Origin of the sequence: Lysobacter sp. ISL-50, assembly GCF_018612875.1 — a bacterium.
Classification (GTDB): domain Bacteria; phylum Pseudomonadota; class Gammaproteobacteria; order Xanthomonadales; family Xanthomonadaceae; genus Lysobacter.
In genome coordinates, this window is record NZ_JAGGRI010000002.1 from 200,145 (window position 1) to 214,158 (window position 14,014).

Genomic DNA, 14,014 nt, shown 5'->3' on the forward strand with positions numbered 1-14,014 from the left:
GCGAAAAAAACCAAGAGCGTCTCTGCTTCGAGCCCCTGCGTGTTTGCTCGTCATTCCCGCGAAGGCGGGAATCCAGTGCCTTTCGTGCGAGAACGCTTGAAGTCACTGGATTCCCGCTTTCGCGGGAATGACGAGCCAGAAACTTCAAACAGACTCCAGCCCTCCCATTCAACCCCACCCGCAACACAGCGTGCCAACCCCATCAAGACACCACCGGTGCGCTGATGTCATCCTGCCCGCCATCCCCAATGGACGCCGACAACGCCATGTGGCCCGATAACCGTATCCAGACGTTGTTCGGAATCGACCTGCCCATCGTGCAAGCGCCGATGGCCGGACCCACCCAGGCCGACATGGTCATCGGCGCGGCCCAGGCCGGCGCCCTGGGTTCGCTGCCGTGCGCGATGCTGAGCCCGCAGCAGGTGCGCGAGCAATGCGCGTCGATCCGCGCCGCCACCGATGCGCCGCTGAATCTGAATTTCTTCTGCCACCACCCGGGCGCGGCCGATCCGGCGCGCGAAGCGACCTGGCGCGAACGCCTGGCCAGGTATTACCGCGAGTACGGCCTCGACCCGGCGATGCCGGTCGCGCCGAGCGCGCGCGCGCCGTTCGACGATCAGTGGTGCGAACTGGTCGAAGAACTGCGGCCGCAGGTGGCGAGTTTCCATTTCGGCCTGCCCGAGCCGCGGCTGCTCGAACGCGTGCGCGCCAGCGGCGCGCGCATCGTGTCGTCGGCGACGACGGTCGAGGAAGCGCGCTGGCTGGAACAGCGCGGCTGCGACGCGATCATCGCGCAAGGCGCCGAAGCCGGCGGCCATCGCGGCGTGTTCCTGAGCGACGACATCACCACCCAGGCCGGGTTGTTCGCGCTGCTGCCGCGGGTCGTCGATGCGGTGCGGGTTCCGGTGATCGCCGCCGGCGGCATCTTCGATGCGCGTGGAATCGTCGCGTCGTTCGCCCTCGGCGCGGCGGCCGCGCAGATCGGCACCGCGTACCTGTTCTGCCCGGAAGCCAAGCTGTCGTCGCTGCACCGGCGGGCCCTGCACGGCGGCGAAGGCGACGACACCGCCATGACCAACCTGTTCACCGGCCGTCCCGCGCGCGGCATCGTCAACCGGCTGATGCGTGAAGTCGGGCCGATCTCGAAACTGGCGCCGGCGTTTCCGCTGGCCGGCGGTGCGCTAGGGCCACTGCGCGCGAAAGCCGAGGCGGCCGGTTCGGACGGCTTCATGTCGCTGTGGTCGGGGCAGGCGCGCCGTGCGCATGACTTGTCCGCGCGCGATCTGACCTTGACGCTGGCGCGCGAGACCTTGCATCTGCTGGGCCAACAGCAAAGCTGAAATCGCTGAGATGTGCCGCGCCGCTGGCGGCGGACGTTATCCGCTGCCAGTTTCGGCGGTGCATCTTCAGCGCCAGCCTGGCCGCTGCGGCGCCCGCGCGTTCCACAATCGCTGCGCTTCCTCGGCGATGACCTGCGGCCGCTCTTCCGGCCAGAACAGCTTGCTTCCCTCCTGGACAGTTCGATCACCGGAGGCAAGGCCGCCGGCGGACTGTCGTGCTCGCTGCCGCAATTGCTCAGCAGCACGGTGCGCACGCGCCGCGGAAGGCGCGCCAGCAACAATTGCGCGATCGCACCGCCGCTACCGTCGCCGCGGACGCGGGACGGCAAGCGGCGAGGCGGCGCGATCAGGCGCTGGCCAGCCAGTGTTCGCGCAGCAACGCGTTGAACTCGCTCCAGCGCTCTTCCGGGAAGAAGATCCGCGCGCCTTCCAGCTCGACGCGCTTGCGCGTGCCGGCGATCGCCTCGGCCAGCCAATGCGACCACTTCACGTCGAAGAACACGTCGTCGGTGCCCCAGGCGATCAGGGTCGGCGCCGTCAGCGCGCGCAACTGCGCTTCGATGCGCAAAGTGTGCGAGGCATCGAACGCGGCGAGGAATCGCTGGAAATCCAGCAGCCGCTGTTCGCTGCGCAGCAACGGGGTCAGGTAGGTGTCGATGTCCTGATCGCCGACCTGCTCCGGATGCTCGTAGGCCAGGCCCAGCGCCTGCGGCGAACGGTAGACGTTCTTGTCGGCCAGCATCGCCTCCAGCACATCGCGCAGACCGCCGGCCGCGGCGGTCGCCAGGAACGGTTTGAACGCTTCCGGCGGCCAGTTGTCGTGCGTGTCGCAATTGCTCAGCGCGAAACTGCGCACGCGCTGCGGATACAGGGCGGCGAAGATCTGCGCGATGCCGCCGCCGCTGTCGTTGCCGATCAGATCGACCCGGTCGATGCCCAGCGCGTCGAGAAACTGCGCGAGCATGTGCGCGTTGGCGGTGACCGAGACGTCCTGGTCCGCGGCGATCTCGCTGTCGCCGTGAGCGAGCAGGTCCACGGCGATGCAGCGGCGAATATCGGACAGATGGCGCAGCTGATGCCGCCACAAATGCCCGTTCAACAGCACGCCGTGCACGAACAGGGCGACCGGGCCTTCGCCGCGCTCGCGGTAGGCGATGCGCCCGGAAGGGGTGAGCACGCTTCCGTGGGCGAAGGGCGGAACGTCGCTTTGATAACCGCTGCCGTCCATGGTCTCAGCCCTGCTCCGACGCGGTCGCGGAGGCGTATGCCTCCTTGAGCTTGTGCGCGCATTCATCGCAACACACTTCCACGGCCTTGCCGCCGATCTTGATCTGGAAGGAGTTTTCGTCCAAAGGGCAGTCGCACGCTGCGCAAGTCTTCTCGGCCATGATGGTTTCTCTGCTGACGCCCGCGATTGGGCGAGCTCAGTAGGCCAGCGCCGGGTCCGGGGCGCTGTCAGAAAATTTAGCGATCGCCTTTGGGTCGGCCGGGGCCGCGTTCAGCGCTGCAGGGCGGACTGGCGGAACTCGGTGGGCGAGCGGCCGTAGGTCTGCTGGAACGCCGCGCTGAAGTGGCTGTGGCTGGAGAACCCCAGGTCCTGGCTGAGCGCGCTCAGGTCCTCGTACTCGCCGAGCAGATCCAGCGCCCGCGCCAACCGCAAGCGCAGTTGGTAGCGATACAGCGGCAAACCTTCGACGCGCTGGAACACCTGGGTGAGATAGACCGGCGACACGCCGACTTCGCCGGCGATCTCGGCCAGCGCCCAGCGCCGCGACAGATTGCTGGCCAGGACCAGCTTGGTGCGTTCCACCAGCCGCTGCTGGCCGACGCTGGAACCGGCCGCGTGCGTGGTGCGCGGACCGAGCGCGCGCTGCACCAGGGTCAGCGCCAGGCTTTCGCCTTCCAGCCCTTCGGCGACGTTTTCGCGCAGGCTGTGGCGCAGCATCATCACCAGCGCCTGCGCGCGCGGATCGATGCGCAGGCGCGGCTGATTGAACCGCACTCCTTCGCCGTCGTGCAGCAGTTCCCTGGGCGCAAGCTCGCGCAGCATCGATTCTTCCACCGTCAACGCCAGACTGGCGTCGCCGCCTTCGATCGGATGACTGATGCGGTAGATCTCGCCGGCGTTGAAGAACAGCACCTGGCTGGCTTCGGCCACGGTCAGGTTGTCGCCGACATGGCGCACGTAGACGCCGCGATACGGAAACACCAGTTGGGTGTCGTCGGCGCGCTCGTCCTCGCTCATGTGCCGGCACAGGCCGGGACAATAGACGTCGCGGACGGTGACTGTCGGCGTCTGGAGCAAGGTGTGGATGGTGAATTCGGACATGCGCGCCGGTTCGGTGGATGCGACATGGCCATGGCCGGCCCGCGGGCCCGCCGCGGTCTCGGCCTGTGCGGGCAGACTATAGCTCAGCGTTCGGGCGGCGAGTGTCGGTGCCCGCCGCCGTTGCCTCCGCCCAGGAGAACGGCGATGCGTGACGGCGTGTCCGCATTCCCTAAGCCCGTGCGCCGCTCGTGACGGCATCATTGCGCCGATAACCGATCGCCTCGGTCAGATGCGCCGTCGTGATCGCCTCGCTGCCGGCCAGATCGGCGATGGTGCGGGCGACGCGCTGGATCCGGTGCATCGAGCGCGCCGACAGCTGCAGCGCGTCCACGGCGCGTTCGAGCAGGCCTTGATCGCGTTCGCTGAGCCGGCAGATCGCGGCGGTGCCGGCCTGATCGAGTTGCGCGTTGGTCTTGCCGGCGCGCGCGAACTGGCGCTCGCGCGCAAGTGTCACCCGCGCGCGGATGTCGGCCGAGCTTTCGCCGCCGGGTTGATCCGGACGCAAGGCTTGCGGCGGCAGGCGCGGCACGTCGATGTGCAGATCGATCCGGTCCAGCAACGGGCCGGAGATGCGCGCGCGGTAGCGGCGGATGGCGTCGGTGGCGCAATGACAACGACCGCTGGCGTCGCCGGCCCAGCCGCAGGGGCAGGGATTCATCGCCGCGACCAGTTGGAAGCGCGCCGGGAACTCGGCGCTGCGCGCCGCGCGCGAGACCGTCACCCGTCCGGATTCCAAAGGTTCGCGCAGCACTTCCAGGGCGCGACGTTCCCATTCGGGCAACTCATCGAGAAACAGCACGCCCTGGTGCGCGAGCGAGATTTCGCCCGGACGCGGATCGGCGCCGCCGCCGACCAGGGCCACCGCGCTGGCGGTGTGGTGCGGCGCGCGGAACGGACGTTGACGCCAGCGCGAAGGGTCCAGGGCGTGGCCGTGCGCGGCGCCGCTGACCGAGGCGATCGCGGCGGTTTCCAGCGCTTCGGCTTCGCTGGCTTCAGGCAACAAGCCGGGCAGGCGCGAAGCCAGCAAGGTCTTGCCGCAGCCCGGCGGGCCGATCAGCAGCAGGTGATGGCCGCCGGCCGCGGCGATTTCCAGCGCGCGCCGCGCTTGCGCCTGGCCGCGCACATCGACCATGTCCGGGCACGGTGCGCGTTGCAGCGGCGGCGCGACGGCGAGCGGCAATTCGCTGCGGCCGCACAGCATCGCGCAGACTTCCAGCAAGGTGCGGCCGGTGCGCGCTTCCACTTGGCTGGCGAGCGCGGCCTCGGCGCCGTTGCCGGCTGGGACGATCAGGCGACGGCCGGCATCGGCGACCGCGAGCGCGGCCGGCAATACGCCGTCGATCGCGCGCAGTTCGCCGGTCAGGCCGAGTTCGCCGAGGAATTCGCAGTCGCGCAACGGTTCCAGCGGAATCTGGCCGCTGGCGGCGAGGATGCCGAGCGCGATCGCCAGATCGTAGCGGCCGCCGTCCTTGGGCAGATCGGCCGGCGCCAGATTGACGGTGATGCGGCGTTGCGGGAATTCGAACTGCGCGCATTGGATCGCCGCGCGCACCCGGTCCTTGGCTTCGCGTACCGCCGCTTCGGGCAGGCCGACGATGGACATGCTCGGCAAGCCGCCGGCGAGGTGCACTTCGACCCGGACCGCGGGCGCATGGACCCCCGATCGCGCACGGCTGTGCACGAGGGCCAGGTTCATGTGGGCGGACTCAGTGCTGGGGCGCGGAGGCGTTGTCGAGCTGGGCTTCGAGCTCGGCTACGGTGCGCTGCAGTTCGTCGAGTTTCTCGCGGGTGCGCAACAGCACCGCGCGCTGGACTTCGAATTCCTCGCGGGTGACCAGGTCGAGCTTGGACAGCCCGGTCTGCAGCACGGACTTGAAGTTCTGCTGTATTTCCTCGCGGCCTTCGCGCAGGCCCGGCGGAAGCAGGGAACTGAGGCGGCGGGCAAGGTCGTCGATATGGTTCAGGTCGATCATGTAGAGAAAGCTCCTCCGGTGTTGGGGTCAGCTTGACCGCCGGACCGGGGCGACACCGTCGGCCGGGGCCGTGGCGCGCTGTCGGAAAAGTCCGAAGTGGATGACGCGGTCACTACATCACGGCGCCGCCGACGCCCGCAAGCGTTCTGGGCTTCGCGCGGCTCGGTACTTCATATGGCGTTGCAAGATCGTCCAACGCCGGCTGCGCAGGCGATGTGAACGCCGCCCGACCGGCGGTCCGCACAGGCGCGGCAAGCGGCAGGCAGCGGCGTCGCGAACGTGCCGGCTAGGTGGCGGCGGGGCGGCGCGCTATCCTGCGCGCGAATCGACACGCGGTGCGGAGACAGACGAATGAAGATGGTCATGGCGGTGATCAAGCCGTTCAAGCTCGACGATGTGCGCGAGGCGCTGGCCGAGGCCGGCGTGGCCGGGATCACCGCGACCGAGGTCAAGGGCTTCGGCCGCCAGAAGGGGCACACCGAGTTGTATCGCGGCGCCGAGTATGTGGTCGATTTCCTGCCCAAGATCAAGCTGGAAGTGGCGGTGACCGACGATCTGGTCGATACCGTGGTCGAGGCGATCATGAAGGCGGCGGGCACCGGCAAGATCGGCGATGGCAAGATTTTCGTTTGGGATCTGGAGCGGGCGGTGCGTATTCGTACTGGCGAGCTTGATGGTGATGCGCTGTAGGGTCGGGTGTTGAATGCCGCGGTGAATCGTTGCTGGTTGCGGCGCGATCGGATGGTTCGCGGTCGGGGCTGAAGCTCCCTCCCACAAAAGACTTCGTGGCTTGCGCTTGGTGTTTGACTGTTTCAGCGCGTAGCGGGCTCGCTCGCGCTCAATCCTCTTCATCCAAAAACGCCTGCAGCGCCGGCGAGCGCGGGCGGTTGACCAGTTCCAGCCGGTACAGCGGCCGGGTCAGGGTGTCTTCGTCGCTCAAGGCGATCGCGCGCACGCGCTGCATCAGGATCAGATCGGCGACCACGGTCGACGGCAACAGGGCGATGCCGGCGCCGGCGGCGACCGCGCGCGCGATCGCTTCGTTGCTGCCGATCTCGATCACCCGCGCCGGCGCGATGCCGCGCGCGGCGAACAGCGATTGCGCGACCTGGCGCGTGCCCGAGCCGTGTTCGCGCAGCAACCAGGTCTGGCGGCCGAGTTCGGCGATCGAGGCGCGGCGCTTGGCGCCCAAGGGGTTGTCGGCGGAGGCGATCAGCCGCAGCGGTTCGCTGCGCCATACGGTCGCGGCGATGCGCGCGTCGGCGACCGCGCCTTCGACGAAGCCGACATCGACCGCGCAGTCGATCACCGCGCGGCTGATTTCCTCCGTGTTGCCGACCACCAGTTCGGTCGTCAGCGCCGGATGCCGGCGCACGAACGGGCCGAGCTGCTGCGGCAGCCAGTACGCGGCGACGGTGGTGCTGGCGCCGATGCGCAACCGGCCCTGACGCAGTTCGACGCGGTCGCGCACGTCTTCGATGGCGATGCGCTCCAGGGCGAAGATCGCGCGCGCGTGTTCGAACACGGCGCGGCCGTGGTCGGTCAGGGCGATGCCGCCGGTGCCGTCGCGCACGGCCTTGCCGTCGCTGCCGGTGCGCTCGATCAGCGGCAGGTCCAGTTGATGCTCGAGTTCGCGCACCGCCTTGGACACCGCCGACTGGCTGACGAACAGGGTTTCGGCCGCGCGCGAGAAGCCCTGTTGCTCGACCACGGTGAGGAATACGCGCAGCAGGTGCAGGTTCATCGTATGAATCCAGATCATGGATGCTTGAATTATATGTATTGGACTCCCGAGCTGCGCGGGCCTAATTTGCCGGCGCCAAGTCACTAAATGTGTGCCAATGTCCGCCCTGAACCCGATTTCGCCCACCCCCGCCGCCCGCAGCGCCTACCAGCAGCGCGGGTTCTGGCCCGGGTTGGGCCTGGCCGCGGTGATCGCCGCCGCCGCGATGGGCCTGGCCTCTATGCCGGCGCTGCAATCGTTCGGGCTCAGCGCGCTGACCCTGGCGATCGTGTTGGGCATCGCGGTCGGCAATACCGTGTTCCCGTCGATCGCGGCGGCCGCCGGCAGCGGCGTGGACTTCAGCAAGAGCACGCTGCTGCGGCTGGGCATCGTGCTGTACGGCTTCCGGGTGACGTTCCAGGAGATCGCCGGGGTCGGCGTGGCCGGGCTGGCGATCGACGTGGTGGTGGTGGCCAGCGTGTTCGGTCTGGCGACCTGGATCGGCACGCGCTGGCTGAAGCTGGATCGCGAGACCTCGATGCTGATCGGCGCCGGCAGCGCGATCTGCGGCGCGGCGGCGGTGATGGCGACCGAGCCGGTGGTGCGCGGTCAGGCGCACAAGGTGTCGGTCGCGGTCGCGACCGTGGTGGTGTTCGGCACGGTCGGCATGTTCGTGTATCCGTGGCTGTATCCGTACCTGGGCTTGAGCGAGCACGCTTACGGCGTGTACGCCGGCTCGACCATTCACGAAGTCGCGCAGGTGGTGGTGGCCGGTCGCGCGATCGGCGAATCGGCGGCGTCGGCGGCGGTGATCGAGAAGATGCTGCGGGTGATGTTGCTGGCGCCGTTCCTGCTGCTGTTGTCTTCGCGCATCGGCGCGACGGCCGGCGAGGGCGGGGCGAAGTCGAAGATCGTGATTCCGTGGTTCGCGCTGTTGTTCGTGGCGGTCAGCGGGCTCAATTCGCTGCATCTGCTGCCGGCGGCGTGGAAGGCGGCGATTATCCAGATCGATACGGTGCTGCTGGCGATGGCGATGGCCGCATTGGGGTTGCGCACGCATGTGGGCGCGATCAAGCAGGCCGGGGCCAAGCCGATGGTGTTGGCGGCGATTTTGTTCTGCGTGCTGACGGTGGGCGGGTATGCGCTCAATGTCGGAGCGGCGAGGCTGTTTGCGTAAGTGCGCCCCCTTTGAAAAAGGGGGCTGGCGCTTGCGAAAGCTTTGGCGGGCGATGAAGGGGCTGCGCCGGGGGATTGGCTGGCGCTCGCGGGATCTTGGTAAAGCAAAAGCGAATCCCCCCTGGCCCCCCTTTTTCAAAGGGGGGGAACTCGGTCGGATGGGATTGTCGGGCCGGGAGTGGTCGGCTTCGGCAATAAAAACCCCGCAGCTCAGTCTGTGTAAAAACTCCGGATGGCAACCGTGTTGATCAAAATTCGATCAACTTTTGCCTCCCTTTATGAAATCTGAGGCTCGTGGCATTCGCCGGAGACTCAGAACATCACTGTCGCGAATATCACGCGGAGTTTTGACGCAGACTGGATTGCGGGGCTTTTTGTTTCGCGATGTTCGCAGCGATGCGACGATTTATTCGCCCAGCGCCTGCGCCACGAACGCCGGCGTCGACAGCGCGCCGTGATGAATGCCGGCGTTGTAATACTTGCTGTCGAAGCTCTTGCCCTTGGCATCGGCTTCGCGGAACTCGAAACCGCCGGCCTTGCGCGCCAGGGTGCAGCTCCACCAGCCGGTCGGGTAGCACGGCTGCGGGAACGGCAGGGTCTTGAAGGTAGCAAAGCCGGCCTTGCCCATCTCGCCGCGCATTTCCTGGATCAGCTTGAGCAGCATCAGCGGCGACTCGGACTGCTGGACCAGGATGCCGTCCTCGCGCAGAGCGCGGAAACAGCTTTCGTAGAAGGACTTGTTGAACAGGCCTTCGGCCGGGCCGACCGGGTCGGTGGAATCGACGATGACGATGTCCACGCTGCCGGCCGGACGGTTGGCCATGTAGGCGATGCCGTCGTCGAACAACAGCTGCGCGCGCGGATCGTTGTTGCGGTCGCACAGCTCCGGGAACCATTTCTCGGCCATGCGCGTGACTTGTTCGTCGATGTCGCACTGCACCGCCTCGACCACGCCGTCGTGCTTGAGCACTTCGCGCAGGGTGCCGCAGTCGCCGCCGCCGATGATGACCACGTTCTTGGGCGCGGCGTGGGTGAACAGCGCCGGGTGCGACATCATCTCGTGATAGAGGAAGTTGTCGCGCGTGGTCAGCATGACCGCGCCGTCGATCAGCATCAGGTTGCCCCAATCGGTGGTCTCGAAGATCTCGATCTTCTGGAACGGCGACTGCACCTCATCGAGCTTGCGGGTGATGCGATAGCCGATGGACGAACCGGTGGGTTCGAAGTTCTCGTAGTGCCACTTAGCATCAACAGTCATGCGCTTGCTCCTTTGAAGCGATATCGCTGGGTCGGCCAGCCTGGGGTAAGGGCGCGGGCGGGCCCGGCCGGCGGGGCCCGGCGAGGGCCGGGCTTGGGGCGCGGATTGTAGCGGACGCATATGAACACACGTCGCGCGAAGGGCCAGCAAGCGCCCGGTTTTGCCGATCCGGCCGCCAAGCCGCGCAACGCCGCCGGCGACGGCCGCCGCCGCGGGCCCCCGCGGCGGACGCGGCCTGTAGAATGCGCCTTCCCCACACTTTTCCGGAAAACCCGCCGATGTCCGACTGGTCGCTCGATCAGGCCCGCAAGACCTATTCGATCCCGCATTGGTCCGAGGGCTACTTCGATATCGACAACGCCGGCCGCATCGTGGTCAAGCCGCGCGGCGAGCGCGGCCCGACCGTGGCCCTGCCCGAGGTCGTGGACGCGGCCCGCGCGCAAGGCGCCAAGCTGCCGATGCTGGTGCGTTTCCCGGACATCCTCGGCGACCGCCTGGGCAACCTGCAGGGCGCGTTCGCCCAGGCCATGCGCGACTGGGATTACGCCGGCGGCTACACCGCGGTGTATCCGATCAAGGTCAACCAGCACCACGGCGTGGCCGGCACCCTGGCCTCGCACGCCGGCGACGGCTTCGGCCTGGAAGCGGGCAGCAAGCCCGAGCTGATGGCGGTGCTGGCGCTGAGCCGGCCGGGCGGGTTGATCGTCTGCAACGGCTACAAGGACCGCGAGTACATCCGCCTGGCCCTGATCGGGCGCAAGCTGGGCATGGAGACCTACATCGTCGTCGAGAAGCCGTCCGAACTGCAGTTGGTGTTCGAGGAAGCCAAGGCGCTCGGCGTGAAGCCCGGCCTGGGCGTGCGCATGCGGCTGGCCTCGCTGGGCGCCGGCAAGTGGCAGAACAGCGGCGGCGACAAGGCCAAGTTCGGCCTCAGCCCGCGCCAGGTGCTGGACCTGTGGAAGCAACTGCGCGACAGCGGCCTGCAGGATTGCCTGGGCCTGCTGCATTTCCATATGGGCTCGCAGATTTCCAACGTGCGCGACATCGCCAACGGCATGCGCGAGGCCACCCGCTATTTCATCGAACTGTCCAAGCTCGGCGCCAACGTGCGCTACATGGACGTCGGCGGCGGCCTCGGCATCGATTACGAAGGCACCCGTTCGCGCAGCTATTGCTCGATTAACTACGGTGTCAACCAGTACGCGTCCAACATCGTCCAGCCGCTGGCCGAGGCTTGCCAGGAATACGGCCTGACGCCGCCGCGCATCGTCACCGAATGCGGCCGCGCGATGACCGCGCACCACGCGGTGCTGGTGGCCAACGTGTCGGAGATCGAGGAAGCGCCGGAAGGCCGCGTGCCGCCGTCGCACGAGGACGAACCGGCGGTGATCCGCCATCTGCGCGAGATCCACGACGAACTGGACCTGCGTCCGGCGGTGGAGCTGTTCCACGAAGCCCAGCATCACCACGGCGAAGGTTTGTCGCTGTACGCGCTGGGCCAGATCGACCTGACCCACCGCGCCCGCATCGACGATCTGTTCTACGCCATCGCCCACGCCGTGCGCGCGCGCCTGGACGTGGGCGAGAAGAGCCATCGCGATCTGCTCGACGAACTCAACGAGCGCCTGGTCGATAAGTACTTCGTCAATTTCAGCGTGTTCGAATCCATGCCCGATGTGTGGGCGATCGATCAGGTGTTTCCGATCGCGCCGATCGAGCGCTTGAACGAAGTGCCCGACCGCCGCGGCGTGATCGCCGATCTGACCTGCGATTCCGACGGCAAGATCGACACCTACGTGGAAACCGAAGGCCTGGACAGCTCGCTGCCGCTGCATGCGCTCAAGCCCGGCGAAAGCTACCGGCTGGGGTTCTTCCTGGTCGGCGCGTATCAGGAAATCCTCGGCGACATCCACAACCTGTTCGGCGACACCGATGCGGTGGAAGTGCGCGTGGACGGCGAGGGCTATCGCCTGGCCCAACAGCGCCGCGGCGACACCACCGACGTCATGCTCGATTACGTCGGCTACAAGCTGGGCGATCTGCGCGAGGCCTACCGCTCCAAGGTCGCCGCCGCGGACTTGCCGGCCGATGAGGCGCGGGGTCTGGAAGAGGCGTTGGAAACCGGTCTGACCGGCTACACCTACCTCAGCGACGCGCCGCTGGCTTGAGCCGGGATACGGGACTTATGAATCGCTATCTGGTCATGGCCATGCGCCTGCCGCAGTTCGACACCGAGCAGATCGGGCCGCACCGCGAGTTCCTCGACGCGCTACGCGAGCAGGGCCGGCTGGAGCTGTCCGGCGGTTTCGCCGACAAGAGCGGCGGCGCCTACGTCCTGCGCGCCGGCGACCTGGAGGAAGCGCGGGTGCTGGCGTTCGGCGACCCGCTGCACCTCACGGGTTCATCGCGGATCGACGTGTACGAATGGCTGGCGTGAGCGGCCGTTGAGGCCGCCGGGCGCGAACCGGCTCACGCGGCCGGCGCTGCGACGTTCCTGGAACGTGGTGGCGGGGCGTCCAGGGGCGCTGGATAAACAGGGGTTTCACGGTCGCGGACGGGCGCAGGCCCGGGTCCGCGCATCGGACCGGTCGCGACGATGCGGCGCGGTTCGCGGTATTCGGCGCGCGTCAGGCGCGGCGATGCCGCATCATGCTTGGGTAACACTTAGCGCCCGGATGGGCAGAAGGTCGAAATGAAAGCAGGGGTAATCGGTCTGGGAGCGATGGGCGTGCCGATGGCGCGTTACGTGCATGCCAAAGGGGTGCTGACCGCGGTCGGCAACCGCACCCAGGCCAAGGCCGACGCGCTGGCGTCGGAACTGGAAGTGCGCGCGGCGCGCTCGGCGGCCAACTTCGCCGATTGCGACGTGGTGATCCTGTGCGTGTCGCTCGACGCGGACGTGCTGGAGAACGTGGCCGCGCTGGCCGAGGTGCTCAAGCCCGGCGCGATCGTGGTCGATCACTCCACCGTCTCGATCGAAACCGCGCGCCGCGCGGCGGCGATGCTGGCCGCGCACAACATCGGCTTTCTCGACGCGCCGGTCTCCGGCGGCGTGGAAGGCGCGCGCAACGGCAAGCTGTCGATCATGGTCGGCGGCGACGAGGCGCAGCTCGAACGCGTGCACGACATCATCGGCAGCTACGCCGCGCGCATCACCCACATGGGCATCACCGGCGCCGGCCAGGCGACCAAGGCGATCAACCAGATCCTGGTCGCGGGCATCAACGAGGCGGTGTGCGAAGGGCTGGCGCTGGGCGAGAAGCTCGGCCTGGAACCCGAGCGCCTGCTGCCGACGCTGATGGCCGGGGCGGCCAGCAACTGGTTTCTGGAAAAACGCGGCGCGACGATGCTGCGCGACGAGTTCGCGCCCGGCTTCAAGTGCCTGCACATGCTCAAGGACCTGCGCATCGTCCAGGGCATCGCCCGCGACAGCGGCATCCGCACCAACACCATCGATCAGGCCGTGGCCGATTACTTCGAGCTGATCGAGCGCGGTTTCGGCGAGTCCGATACCTCGGCCCTGATCGCGCTCAAGCGGGCGCGCGCGACGGTGGAGAGCGACGCGGCGTAAGCCGCCGGCGCGAGGCCGAATCCACACGCTGTTTCGCTAAACGATAACGGCGGCATCTCGATGAGATGCCGCCGTTTTTATTTTTGCGGGTCGGTCTGCCGCGAAAGGGCTTTGCGCCGGCTCAGCGCATCGACAGGCCGTCGCGGCGGCGCACCAGGCGCTCGCCGAGCAGGGCGCCGCCGAAGGCCGCGGCCAGGGTCAGCACGATCGCGACCGCGTTGTACTTGAGCGCGCCGGAGATCGAGCGCATCGGCAAGGGACTGTCGGGCAGCGCCATCGACACGACGGTGAACAACGTCAGCGCCCACATCGCCACCATCAGCAGCAGCGCGACCCAGCGGAAGTGGGCGTGACGCGCGATCGCGCCGCCCAGGCCCATCGCTACCAGGGCCGCGAATACATCGATCGCCGGGATCGGGCCGAAGCCGGTGCTGATCGCCTGACGGGCGTCCAGACCGAACAACTTGGTGCAGATTCCGAACAGCAACAACATGCCTGCCGCGCTCAGGCAGCCCAGAAGAATGCGCTTGTCCATCCCATCCCCAACGACTTCTATCAGCGGGCGAAGTCTAAAGGCTGGCCGCTTCGGCGCAGGGTGACCGGCGTCGCGCTGTCTGCGGCGCGGCGCCGGAAGGCGGCCGCGC

14 protein-coding genes are annotated in these 14,014 nt (G+C 67.7%); 6 read left to right on the forward strand and 8 right to left on the reverse strand.

All coding sequences use genetic code 11. The features are described 5' to 3' along the window. The first annotated feature begins 248 nt into the window (after positions 1-248). On the forward strand, positions 249-1,340 hold the full coding sequence (locus J7J50_RS01345; protein ID WP_215057553.1) for a nitronate monooxygenase family protein: 1,092 nt from the start codon (positions 249-251) through the stop codon (positions 1,338-1,340). A 346-nt stretch (positions 1,341-1,686) separates the two neighbouring features. Here J7J50_RS01345 and J7J50_RS01350 read toward each other — a convergent pair whose 3' ends face one another. The 5 genes from J7J50_RS01350 to J7J50_RS01370 all read right to left on the reverse strand — a co-directional run bounded on the left by J7J50_RS01350 (position 1,687) and on the right by J7J50_RS01370 (position 5,642). Beyond that, the gene (locus tag J7J50_RS01350; RefSeq protein ID WP_343222413.1) at positions 1,687-2,517 is read right to left on the reverse strand and encodes an alpha/beta hydrolase; all 831 of its coding nucleotides are present in this window, start codon (positions 2,515-2,517) and stop codon (positions 1,687-1,689) included. A 55-nt stretch (positions 2,518-2,572) separates the two neighbouring features. Next, positions 2,573-2,728 (reverse strand): hypothetical protein, encoded by a 156-nt coding sequence (locus tag J7J50_RS01355; protein ID WP_215057551.1) that lies wholly within the window; start codon positions 2,726-2,728, stop codon positions 2,573-2,575. A gap of 110 nt (positions 2,729-2,838) precedes the next feature. Continuing rightward, on the reverse strand, positions 2,839-3,669 hold the full coding sequence (locus tag J7J50_RS01360) for an AraC family transcriptional regulator (protein WP_215057550.1): 831 nt from the start codon (positions 3,667-3,669) through the stop codon (positions 2,839-2,841). A 169-nt stretch (positions 3,670-3,838) separates the two neighbouring features. Then, on the reverse strand, positions 3,839-5,365 hold the full coding sequence (locus J7J50_RS01365) for a YifB family Mg chelatase-like AAA ATPase (protein WP_215057549.1): 1,527 nt from the start codon (positions 5,363-5,365) through the stop codon (positions 3,839-3,841). A gap of 10 nt (positions 5,366-5,375) precedes the next feature. Then, positions 5,376-5,642 (reverse strand): accessory factor UbiK family protein, encoded by a 267-nt coding sequence (locus J7J50_RS01370; protein ID WP_215057548.1) that lies wholly within the window; start codon positions 5,640-5,642, stop codon positions 5,376-5,378. 351 nt (positions 5,643-5,993) lie between these two features. On the opposite strand from J7J50_RS01370, the gene J7J50_RS01375 reads away from it, so the two are divergent. Next, complete coding sequence (locus J7J50_RS01375) at positions 5,994-6,332, forward strand: P-II family nitrogen regulator (protein ID WP_057941360.1); 339 nt, start codon at positions 5,994-5,996, stop codon at positions 6,330-6,332. A 148-nt stretch (positions 6,333-6,480) separates the two neighbouring features. On the opposite strand, the gene J7J50_RS01380 is transcribed toward J7J50_RS01375, so the two are convergent. Continuing rightward, on the reverse strand, positions 6,481-7,386 hold the full coding sequence (locus J7J50_RS01380) for a LysR substrate-binding domain-containing protein (protein ID WP_215057547.1): 906 nt from the start codon (positions 7,384-7,386) through the stop codon (positions 6,481-6,483). Positions 7,387-7,477: 91 nt separating this feature from the next. Between J7J50_RS01380 and J7J50_RS01385 the strand changes: the two genes are divergently transcribed. Next, complete coding sequence (locus tag J7J50_RS01385; protein ID WP_343222414.1) at positions 7,478-8,542, forward strand: YeiH family protein; 1,065 nt, start codon at positions 7,478-7,480, stop codon at positions 8,540-8,542. A 405-nt stretch (positions 8,543-8,947) separates the two neighbouring features. On the opposite strand, the gene speE is transcribed toward J7J50_RS01385, so the two are convergent. Beyond that, positions 8,948-9,799, reverse strand: a complete 852-nt coding sequence (speE, locus tag J7J50_RS01390; protein WP_215057545.1) for a polyamine aminopropyltransferase — start codon at positions 9,797-9,799, stop codon at positions 8,948-8,950. Positions 9,800-10,077: 278 nt separating this feature from the next. On the opposite strand from speE, the gene speA reads away from it, so the two are divergent. The 3 genes from speA (at position 10,078) to J7J50_RS01405 (ending at position 13,370) form a co-directional block, all read left to right on the forward strand. Then, positions 10,078-11,967, forward strand: coding sequence for an arginine decarboxylase (speA, locus tag J7J50_RS01395; RefSeq protein ID WP_215057544.1), 1,890 nt, complete (start codon positions 10,078-10,080; stop codon positions 11,965-11,967). 17 nt (positions 11,968-11,984) lie between these two features. Beyond that, entirely contained in the window at positions 11,985-12,236 is a 252-nt protein-coding gene (locus J7J50_RS01400; RefSeq protein WP_215057543.1) for a YciI family protein, read from the forward strand. Between the two features lie 255 nt (positions 12,237-12,491). After that, complete coding sequence (locus J7J50_RS01405) at positions 12,492-13,370, forward strand: NAD(P)-dependent oxidoreductase (RefSeq protein WP_057941366.1); 879 nt, start codon at positions 12,492-12,494, stop codon at positions 13,368-13,370. A gap of 121 nt (positions 13,371-13,491) precedes the next feature. Here the strand turns inward: J7J50_RS01405 and J7J50_RS01410 are convergent, their stop codons facing one another. Beyond that, positions 13,492-13,905: a hypothetical protein gene (locus J7J50_RS01410; RefSeq protein WP_215057542.1), complete on the reverse strand. Its 414-nt coding sequence runs from the start codon at positions 13,903-13,905 to the stop codon at positions 13,492-13,494. Between the last annotated feature and the right edge of the window lie 109 nt (positions 13,906-14,014).

Excerpts from the sequence above, each read along its gene's own strand:
- J7J50_RS01345 (WP_215057553.1), top strand. The coding sequence starts at position 249 with ATGGACGCCGACAACGCCATGTGGCCCGATAACCGTATCCAGACGTTG.
- J7J50_RS01355 (WP_215057551.1), bottom strand. The coding sequence starts at position 2,728 with ATGGCCGAGAAGACTTGCGCAGCGTGCGACTGCCCTTTGGACGAAAAC.
- J7J50_RS01360 (WP_215057550.1), bottom strand. The coding sequence starts at position 3,669 with ATGTCCGAATTCACCATCCACACCTTGCTCCAGACGCCGACAGTCACC.
- J7J50_RS01365 (WP_215057549.1), bottom strand. The coding sequence starts at position 5,365 with ATGAACCTGGCCCTCGTGCACAGCCGTGCGCGATCGGGGGTCCATGCG.
- J7J50_RS01370 (WP_215057548.1), bottom strand. The coding sequence starts at position 5,642 with ATGATCGACCTGAACCATATCGACGACCTTGCCCGCCGCCTCAGTTCC.
- J7J50_RS01375 (WP_057941360.1), top strand. The coding sequence starts at position 5,994 with ATGAAGATGGTCATGGCGGTGATCAAGCCGTTCAAGCTCGACGATGTG.
- J7J50_RS01380 (WP_215057547.1), bottom strand. The coding sequence starts at position 7,386 with ATGAACCTGCACCTGCTGCGCGTATTCCTCACCGTGGTCGAGCAACAG.
- speE (WP_215057545.1), bottom strand. The coding sequence starts at position 9,799 with ATGACTGTTGATGCTAAGTGGCACTACGAGAACTTCGAACCCACCGGT.
- speA (WP_215057544.1), top strand. The coding sequence starts at position 10,078 with ATGTCCGACTGGTCGCTCGATCAGGCCCGCAAGACCTATTCGATCCCG.
- J7J50_RS01400 (WP_215057543.1), top strand. The coding sequence starts at position 11,985 with ATGAATCGCTATCTGGTCATGGCCATGCGCCTGCCGCAGTTCGACACC.
- J7J50_RS01405 (WP_057941366.1), top strand. The coding sequence starts at position 12,492 with ATGAAAGCAGGGGTAATCGGTCTGGGAGCGATGGGCGTGCCGATGGCG.
- J7J50_RS01410 (WP_215057542.1), bottom strand. The coding sequence starts at position 13,905 with ATGGACAAGCGCATTCTTCTGGGCTGCCTGAGCGCGGCAGGCATGTTG.